The following is an 8,375-nucleotide window of genomic DNA, read 5'->3' as shown; positions in this document are numbered from 1 at the left end:
CTCTTAACCAAACCAGCATCATTAGCTCCGGTAGGTTGCTGAAACGTTGGGATTAATGATCGTGATTTTTCTGCCATTATGGAAGTAACTCCTACTTGGTTGGGAGAAAAGCCGCGCTGGTAATAGCCGTTAACCTTCACCAGCGCGGTTATTAGTTTCAGTGTGTACCTTCTATAGTATAGATAAATCCTCGAAAAAATGCAAGGGGTAATAAAAATTATTTACATTTATTTACAAATAGCCTAAATAGCCATTTATAGACTCATTTATGTTTAATTTACTTTGACATTATTTTTTAATTTACTGATATAAAAAGGGAGCTGATTAGCTAAAATTAGGGAGCCTAGAGTAGGTCAGAGTTAAAATACTAAAAAGCCTGTCTACATCATTAGAATAAAATGCGTTCGCGTAGCGGCTCAGAGCATCGCATCCAGTGCCCGGAAATATTATGCGTTCGCGTAGCGGCTCAGAGCATCGCATCCCATGCCATACAAGATTATGCGTTCGCGTAGCGGCTCAGAGCATCGCATCCAGTGCTGGACTATTACGCGATCGCATCGAGTGCCCGACAAGATAATGCGATCGCATCGAGTGCCCGACAAGATAATGCGATCGCATCGAGTGCCCGACAAGATAATGCGATCGCATCGAGTGCCCGACAAGATAATGCGATCGCATCGAGTGCTCGACAAGATGATGCGATCGCATCCAGTGCCATACAAGATTATGGATAAGCATTCAGCTATCAGCTAATAGCTGACGGCTGACGGCTGACGGCTGACGGCTAATAATGGATAAGCATTCAGCTATCAGCTAATAGCTGACGGCTAACCACTGATAGCTGACCGCTGACAGCTGAAAGCTGACCGCTGACCGCTGATAGCAGTTACTCAGCCTATAGCGACTTCATTTCTAATTGCTGAATCAAAGGAGCACATTGATAAACCATAGCGGCTCGACTATCTACATCCAGCTTCAGGAAGATCCGACGTAGATGAGCAGAAACTGTCCATTCACTAATTTCAAGCTGTTTAGCAATTAGCTTATTAGACTGACCTGAAGCAACAAGAGTAACAATTTGTAACTCTCGTTCTGTTAAGAGACTAGCAAGATGAGATGTAACGGAAGTAGTATTGTCTTGGAATTCTGTAATTGCATAACATTTACCATTTACCTCCATATAACCAACTGCATTCAAAGGACAACTGCTTTGAGGGGGTGAATTAGAGCTAGACCCTAAACTAGGTTTAAATTCGTGGTTTGTTTCACAAACTAAAAAACAAGAATTATTGATAAACAGCTTACCAATCACTTGATTTCCTAACTCTGATTGTATATCTTTAGTAGCTATATCTTGACGATAAAGAGGAAAATTAAGTTTCTCTTTCATAAGAAAAATGTCAAGTACCTATAGACATCCTGTTTGATTGATGAGCGGAACCTGGGGAAGGATAAAAGTAAGCATTCAGCTATCAGCTATCAGTTTTCAGCTATCAGCTATCAGTTTTCAGCTATCAGCTATCAGTTTTCAGCTATCAGCTATCAGTTTTCAGCTATCAGCTATCAGTTTTCAGCTATCAGCTATCAGCTATCAGTTTATGGGCTACGGCTGACTGCTGATGGCTGACTGCTGACTGCTGACTGCTGACGGCTGACTGCTGACTGCTGACTGCTGAATGCTTACGCAAAACTATAGCGCTGTGCGTAGGGAATAGGTAACATCGGACCAGGGAATGATTTAGCTCCCCAAGACTTCGCTGCATAGCTTCGTTGCTTGAATTTGTCAACACCATTACACCGATTGCTATAAGTATTCACAAATGATTTAGGAAGATCAGATCCATGGATGGTCTTCCCCCCCCCTTCTATTCTGTTAAATATCAATCAAAAAGGAATTAAATTGTTAAAAAACTTATAGTTTCTCTAGGCTTTACAAATGAGTTGTAAAACTAGATTGTAATTTTTGATTATCAAAAAAACGCTGTATTCCTTACTCCTGTTACCCTATCCGTAGTTTTATGTTACCGAAAGCGTGTCGTTCTATGTTTACATCTCAAATAGAAAGACTATACCAGAACGCTTTAGTATTTATCCATAGATCCTCCTTCAACTCTGGGCAATTCCCCAAGTCTTCAGGATCACAGGCAGAGTTATCGCTCCAAGAGGGCTTAGACATTCTGTCAGATACTGGAACTGCTGGTGTCACAAGATGTATAACACACAGATGAAGCCCTTCCCATAAAAGTTTTGCCAGTCCGGTGTAAATCATCAACTGGCGTAAGTACTCCGATTCCAAAGCCACAATTCGATCCTGCGGACTGACCAGTTCGCAAGAGATTCCCAATTTGTCCAAAGCTTTGCAGATATCTGGAGGACGATTATCACTAAAATCTGTAGGTTTCTGATAGCTCAGTATAAAAGCAGAACCCAAACTCGCACTTAGGGCTACAGTATCCCGGAATGACGCCATTAAAGTATCATTGGTCCCCTGTGACTGATTAATGCGTCGATCTAATAAGCGTGCTAAATATTCCCATCGTGCCAAGAGCTTGATAGTTGTACCTTTTGGCAGTAAAGACTCCCTGAGACTATCTCCCAGCCAGAATAGATTGAGTCCTAGCAAATCATGCTCAGTTTGTAATCGTTTCCACTCTTGAAGTGACCAAATCACACTCTCTAAGGTTGCTCTCTCCTGTTCAGATGCCTTTTTATTGAGAGTGCTTTTGGGAATAAGTAGTTCTGGTTGTTCTAAATAAAACTTAGTATTGTTAAGAATATGCCAAAGCTCTCTTGCTATCCAGATTTCGATTATTTCTCCTAGCTGCTGAGCTATGTGGACTCCATAATAGGAGAGCGCCAAGGCTGGATCCAGTACACAGATCCATTGCTTGGAATCAAGTTGGCTGAAAAGGGGAGTTATCAGCATTTTCAAGACGTCACTCCCATTAAAATAGCAGTTTTTATCCCAATTATGTAAATTACGGCTAGCCATCAATTTTATCTCCTCATTTCCCCATCTCTCCATCTCTCTATTTGCCCATCTACCCATCTAGCCATCTCCCTATCTGCAGAGGAATAGCGTTAATTTATCAATTTTGGATTTCACAAACAAGTCACAAAATTTTGCTAGTCCAAATCGATTAGTTCAAATGAGTTAGTCAAACTTGACTAGCTAGAAAACGTGACTTGTACAGAATCTCTGAAAAATTAATAATAATTACGTTGACAAACACGCCCTAGGCTTTCAGAGTCTGGTACGTGGCTGCTCAGTAAATCCAACCCGGTCAGTTAGGATGATTAGCGATCTGAGTCAAGTGTTGAGAAGAATTTTGGAACAGACCAGCCTATCGTCGAGGTTTCCAGAATTAGCGGAGGCTCAAATTTCCTTTGAGCGTCCCTCAGAAACGTTTAGTCCTGGACAGACGACGGTGAATTTATTTCTGTACGATATTCGGGAACACCTGGAATTACGTAATAATGAACCAACGATCGAGAGGCGCGATGGAAAGGCAATTATTCATAATCCTCCAAAGCGCATAGCCTGTTCTTATTTAGTCACAGCTTGGCCCATTGGTGGCGAAGAATTACCCCTGCAAGAACACCGATTACTCAGCCAAGTGCTGCAAGTATTCTCAGCTTATCCAACTATTCCAGAAATACCTTTTTTAGAAAATACCCGACTTGCTGGGCAAGAACCAGCCTTACCAATGGTAACTGCTCAAGTAGATGGCGTACAAAGCACTGCTGAGTTTTGGACTGCATTGGGGAATCAATTACGTCCTTCCATCACAGTTAAAGTAACCATTGCGATCAAGGAACTATTTGAGCCAGACCCAACCCCCATTGTCATTACTCAAGATTGGCAATTAGGTCAGCGGATTTCACCATCCTCACCACAACTTGTGCCAAGCACCGCACAACGATTTTTCCGGATTGGTGGGCGAGTTACGGATGCTGACAATAAACCTGTTGTAGGCGCAACGGTTATTTTGGTTGAGCGTAATCTGAGCGCAGCCACTGATAGAGATGGAAACTACACCATCGGGGCAATTCCTGCTGGTGCTTATACCTTACGGGTGCAGTTAGAAGATCTAGTACAGGAGGTTAATATCACTATCCCAGTAGAATCCGCAGCAAGTAATTACAACGTACAACTATAGGGATCGGTGTAGGAATTGTGAGAATTTTTGATGCCATATTCCCTACTCCCTACTCCCTACTCCCTACTCCCTACTCCCTGTTCCCTATTCCCTTTCCTATACAACAGTAAATTCTGTTTAATCAAGGAGTTAAAGATTATGCCACAGTATCTTTCGCCAGGCGTATATGTTGAAGAAGTTCCACCCTCATCTCGACCTATTGCTGGAGTCGCTACCAGTGTAGCCGGATTTATCGGTATCGTACCCCAAAGTATCCAACTCCCTGCCGAGCGTGTCGAAACTACTAGTGATGACACGACTACTGTTACCCTCAAAGTGGAAGAAAAAACTCTTCCGGAAGCCGGAACCCCTAATTTGGTAACTAATTGGAGTCAGTTCGTCACTACCTTTGCTGACTTACTTGGGGACAAGACTCTTGAGGATCTCACAGAGGTAGATGAAGCTAGTTTTGATGCCAATCAACTCAACGCCTGGAGTCGTTTTGCTCAAGCAGTTTACGGTTTCTTCAATAACGGTGGCACCAGGTGCTATGTGATCCGGATTAGTGCTAATACCGAGTTAGCTGCTGCTCTCAATAGTTTTGCTGCTATTGACGAAATCACCATGGTGGCTATTCCTGGCATTACCAGCCAAGCAGAACAACAAGCTGTCATAGACCACTGTGAAAACCTCCAAGACAGGTTTGCCATTCTTGATGGGCAACAAAATCCTACCACTTTTGACCGAGACAGCATTAAAGGTAGTACCAGAGATAGTAACTACGCGGCTCTTTACTTCCCCTGGATTACAGTTTTTGACCCTGCCCAACAAATTCTAGACCCATCAAGCACTGGCAGTATAATCCTGCCTCCCAGTGGACACATGGCTGGGGTTTACGCACGAGTCGATGGAGAAAGGGGTGTGTTTAAAGCGCCAGCTAATGAAGTGATTCGAGGCGCTCTAGATTTGGAATACAACCTCACTAAAGCAGAGCAAGACGGTTTAAATCCTCTAGGAATTAATATCATTCGCTCTTTTAAAGGCAATATCAAAGTTTGGGGAGCGCGCACCCTGGGAGGGGATGACAACGGAGAATATAAGTACATTAGCACCCGTCGTTATTTTAATTTCCTGCGAGAGTCCATTGATGAGGGTACTCAATTTGCGGTGTTTGAGCCTAATAACCTCGCACTTTGGCAGCGTATTAAGCGTACAGTCGGTGACTTTCTGTTGAATCAGTGGCGGGATGGAGCCTTGTTTGGAGCAACTCCGGAGCAAGCTTTCTTTGTTAAGTGTGACGCGGAAACCAATCCCAAAGAAGTACGGGAAGCAGGACAAGTTGTTGCTCTAATTGGTGTCGCTATTGTTAAACCAGCGGAGTTTGTCATCTTCCGCATTCAACAGATGGCTGGAGAATAGATATTTCTTGAATTACCCATTACCTTACCTATTACTAAACAACAAGGAGATGTGAGTTATGCCCAGAGTAGATCCGTATAAAAACTATCGCTTTCTGGTAGAACTGGATGGAATTGTTCAAGCAGGATTTTCTGAGTGTAGTGGTTTTGGTTCAGAAGTAGAAGTTGTCGAATACCGTGAAGGGGGAGATGATGCCACAGTACGTAAGTTGCGGGGCAAAGCTAGTTACCCTGATATTGCCCTCAAGTATGGTATTACTGACTCCAAGGAACTTTACGATTGGCATTTACAAGCAGTGAATGGGACAATTGAGCGCAAAAATGGCTCGATTATCCTGCTCAATGATGATGGGGAAGAAAAAGTGCGCTGGGATTTCTTTAATGCTTGGGCGAGTAAGTATGAAGCACCCAGCTTAGATGCTAAGGGTAGCGATGTTGGGATTGATTCCCTAACAATCACCTGTGAACGTTTGCAGAGAGTTAATGTCAGTTAACAGTAATCAGTTAACAGTCATCAGTTAGCAATCAGCCATAACCAAGAACCAAAATGCTACAGACGGAATACGAATTTATCTTACCAGCAGGGTATATAGATAAAGAAGGGAATTTGCATCAGGAAGGAGTCATGCGGATGGCGACAGCGGCGGATGAAATTCTGCCCCTCAAAGATCCTCGTGTGCAAAACAACCCAGCCTATCTGATTGTCCTGTTGCTCTCCCGTGTTGTCACTCGTCTTGGTTCGGTGGAGGTAGTTAATCCTAAGATTATCGAAAGTTTATTTGCCTCTGATTTAGCGTATTTGCAGGATCTGTACAATCGGATCAATGGCAATGGAATGCGATCGCTTCAAATTAGCTGCCCCCACTGTGAGCAAAATTTTGCTGTCGAACTCGATTTATCGGGGGAATCCTAGGCTACCCCCTTACCCAAATCCATGAGGAGGTAGCCTATCTGGCCTATCACTTCCACTGGCATTATGAATCAATCATGACCATGGAACACCGGGAACGCCGAAAATGGGTTACTGAAGTCGCCAAAATCAATCAGCGTTTGAATAGTTCGTAAAGGGAACAGGGAACAGGGAACAGGGAACAGAGATACTTTGAGTAGCTTTACAAAAGTTAACACAGTTTCGTTTATTTATGTCCAGGTACTTAGTTCAGTAGTGGGTAATTGGGGATTTTTTCCCTTTCTAAATAAGTCTAAATAAGATGGATAATTCAGCTTCACCAGCCAATAATTTCCAGGAATCGGGAAGTCCAGAAAATTCCCCTTTACTAAGTCGTCTGCAACGGCGACAAGAAAAGTCTGGTGGCGTAATTAATACCCGCCAACTGCACCGCCATTACCAATCTACCCAAGCAACTACGGCTAGGCTGACCCAACGATTAACCCTACCAGAACAAATTAACTCCCGTTATGGTGCGAGTGGTTTACAACCCAAGTTAAATCTGGAGCGTTTTAGTCGCCCTAGAGTAGAATCGGCTGATGTCAGTAATACCTATCTGGAGCCGATTAATGTTGCCCCTTCTAATGTTGCCCCTTCAGGGAGGGGAGAAGGGGTGCAAAGGTCAATGGCAACTAGGACTAATTCTCGCCAGTTTCCCGACAACCTAGGGCATCAGGGGAGATCCCAACCACCATCTGGATCTGTCCCATCAACTAGTCCCAAAGTCCCGATTATCAGCCAAATTAAATCTTCTACTGTATCCAGGTCTAGTGCGTGTTTTAAAAGTTTTCCGCAAGATTTAGATCCCCCCCAGCCCCCCTTAATAAGGGGGGAGCCATACTCAAAGTCCCCCTTTTTTAAGGGGGATTTAGGGGGATCTCCGAGTTTGAAGACACGCCCTAGTCCTCAACCTCCAAAATCTTTACCAAGGCAAGTCAAGATTAATCGTCAGGCAACCTTATCTGCACTCCAGCATGAGTTTACACCTCCAGAAAGTATTCAGTCTCAGGTTGTCCCACCGAAAACAGATGGTGCTTCCCATTCCCCCTCTCCAGTCACTCCAGCTTCTGTTGTACAAACTAAATTGCTTGTAGCTAAGGCAAGTCAGCCTTTACCGACAGGAAAAACTAGCTCGACACCGGATTTGGTTTGGCGCTCCCAGGAGGAAGAAGAATCAGACAGTAGTTTGCTACAAACTAAGCTCTCGGATTCTAAGCCCAATCAGGATATCTCTTTAGTTCAAACTAAATCGGTTGTTGCCAAACCAAGTCAGCCCTCACTAACAACAACTACACTCCCAACTAAAACTACTAATCTCACCAAGAATACAGTAAGCAATAACTCGGCACAGGATTTAGTTTGGCGCTCCCAGGAGCAAGAGGAATCAGACAGTAGTTTGCTACAAACTAAGCTATCAAATTCTAAGCCCAATCAGGATATATCTTTGGTTCAAACCAAATCGGTTTTCCTCAAACAAAGTCAGCATTTACCAACAACAAATACAACCCCAAATTCCAACATCAATTTAACTACGAATAAAGTAAAAACTAGCTCAGCAACAGATTTAATCTGGCGCTCCGAGGAAGAAGAGGAATCAGACAGTAGTTTGGTACAAACCAAGCTCTCGGATTCTAACCAAAATCATGAAATCTCTTTAGTTCAAACCAAATCGGTTGTTGTCAAACCAAGTCAGCATTTACCGACAACAACTACAACCCCAACTATAAATACTAATCTGACTAAGGATACAGTAAGCAATAACTCGGCACAGGATTTAGTTTGGCGGTCCCAGGAGGAAGAGGAATCAGACAGTAGTTTGGTACAAACCAAGCTCTCGGATTCTAACCCCAATCATGATATCTCTTTAGA

At 43.3% G+C, this 8,375-nt stretch carries 11 protein-coding genes; 8 read left to right on the top strand and 3 right to left on the bottom strand.

What is annotated here, in order from left to right; all coding sequences use genetic code 11:
- Window positions 1-533 precede the first annotated feature (533 nt).
- A complete protein-coding gene (locus tag F6K20_RS14395) occupies window positions 534-734 on the top strand; it encodes a hypothetical protein (RefSeq protein ID WP_287295073.1) in 201 nt (66 codons plus the stop codon).
- A gap of 161 nt (window positions 735-895) precedes the next feature.
- Here F6K20_RS14395 and F6K20_RS14390 read toward each other — a convergent pair whose 3' ends face one another.
- On the bottom strand, window positions 896-1,390 hold the full coding sequence (locus F6K20_RS14390; RefSeq protein ID WP_287295071.1) for a response regulator transcription factor: 495 nt from the start codon (window positions 1,388-1,390) through the stop codon (window positions 896-898).
- A 33-nt stretch (window positions 1,391-1,423) separates the two neighbouring features.
- On the opposite strand from F6K20_RS14390, the gene F6K20_RS14385 reads away from it, so the two are divergent.
- The gene (locus F6K20_RS14385) at window positions 1,424-1,627 is read left to right on the top strand and encodes a hypothetical protein (protein WP_287295069.1); all 204 of its coding nucleotides are present in this window, start codon (window positions 1,424-1,426) and stop codon (window positions 1,625-1,627) included.
- Window positions 1,628-1,680: 53 nt separating this feature from the next.
- On the opposite strand, the gene F6K20_RS14380 is transcribed toward F6K20_RS14385, so the two are convergent.
- Both F6K20_RS14380 and F6K20_RS14375 read right to left on the bottom strand, forming a co-directional pair.
- Entirely contained in the window at window positions 1,681-1,818 is a 138-nt protein-coding gene (locus tag F6K20_RS14380) for a hypothetical protein (protein WP_287267023.1), read from the bottom strand.
- 235 nt (window positions 1,819-2,053) lie between these two features.
- The gene (locus F6K20_RS14375; protein WP_008178165.1) at window positions 2,054-3,049 is read right to left on the bottom strand and encodes a hypothetical protein; all 996 of its coding nucleotides are present in this window, start codon (window positions 3,047-3,049) and stop codon (window positions 2,054-2,056) included.
- Between the two features lie 244 nt (window positions 3,050-3,293).
- On the opposite strand from F6K20_RS14375, the gene F6K20_RS14370 reads away from it, so the two are divergent.
- From F6K20_RS14370 to F6K20_RS14350, 6 genes are all read left to right on the top strand, one after another.
- Window positions 3,294-4,160, top strand: coding sequence for a Pvc16 family protein (locus F6K20_RS14370; RefSeq protein WP_008178163.1), 867 nt, complete (start codon window positions 3,294-3,296; stop codon window positions 4,158-4,160).
- Between the two features lie 138 nt (window positions 4,161-4,298).
- Window positions 4,299-5,558: a phage tail sheath family protein gene (locus F6K20_RS14365; RefSeq protein ID WP_008178161.1), complete on the top strand. Its 1,260-nt coding sequence runs from the start codon at window positions 4,299-4,301 to the stop codon at window positions 5,556-5,558.
- Window positions 5,559-5,616: 58 nt separating this feature from the next.
- On the top strand, window positions 5,617-6,051 hold the full coding sequence (locus F6K20_RS14360) for a phage tail protein (protein WP_008178159.1): 435 nt from the start codon (window positions 5,617-5,619) through the stop codon (window positions 6,049-6,051).
- A gap of 53 nt (window positions 6,052-6,104) precedes the next feature.
- Window positions 6,105-6,470: a hypothetical protein gene (locus F6K20_RS14355; protein ID WP_008178157.1), complete on the top strand. Its 366-nt coding sequence runs from the start codon at window positions 6,105-6,107 to the stop codon at window positions 6,468-6,470.
- Complete coding sequence (locus F6K20_RS39950) at window positions 6,455-6,622, top strand: DUF6760 family protein (protein WP_353736756.1); 168 nt, start codon at window positions 6,455-6,457, stop codon at window positions 6,620-6,622. Before F6K20_RS14355 ends, F6K20_RS39950 begins: the two co-directional genes overlap by 16 nt.
- Window positions 6,623-6,768: 146 nt before the next feature.
- Window positions 6,769-8,375, top strand: a 1,607-nt coding sequence (locus F6K20_RS14350) for a hypothetical protein (RefSeq protein ID WP_287295067.1), incomplete at its 3' end; no start/stop codon positions are given.

The sequence above is a fragment of the Moorena sp. SIO2C4 genome (genome assembly GCF_010672485.1).
Lineage (GTDB): Bacteria > Cyanobacteriota > Cyanobacteriia > Cyanobacteriales > Coleofasciculaceae > Moorena > Moorena producens.
This window is presented reverse-complemented; position numbering and strand designations above follow the sequence as displayed.

Bases quoted from the DNA above. Each gene is read 5' to 3' on its own strand.
- F6K20_RS14375 (WP_008178165.1), bottom strand. From the start codon at position 3,049: ATGGGTAGATGGGCAAATAGAGAGATGGAGAGATGGGGAAATGAGGAG.
- F6K20_RS14370 (WP_008178163.1), top strand. From the start codon at position 3,294: ATGATTAGCGATCTGAGTCAAGTGTTGAGAAGAATTTTGGAACAGACC.
- F6K20_RS14360 (WP_008178159.1), top strand. From the start codon at position 5,617: ATGCCCAGAGTAGATCCGTATAAAAACTATCGCTTTCTGGTAGAACTG.
- F6K20_RS14355 (WP_008178157.1), top strand. From the start codon at position 6,105: ATGCTACAGACGGAATACGAATTTATCTTACCAGCAGGGTATATAGAT.
- F6K20_RS14365 (WP_008178161.1), top strand. From the start codon at position 4,299: ATGCCACAGTATCTTTCGCCAGGCGTATATGTTGAAGAAGTTCCACCC.
- F6K20_RS14390 (WP_287295071.1), bottom strand. From the start codon at position 1,390: ATGAAAGAGAAACTTAATTTTCCTCTTTATCGTCAAGATATAGCTACT.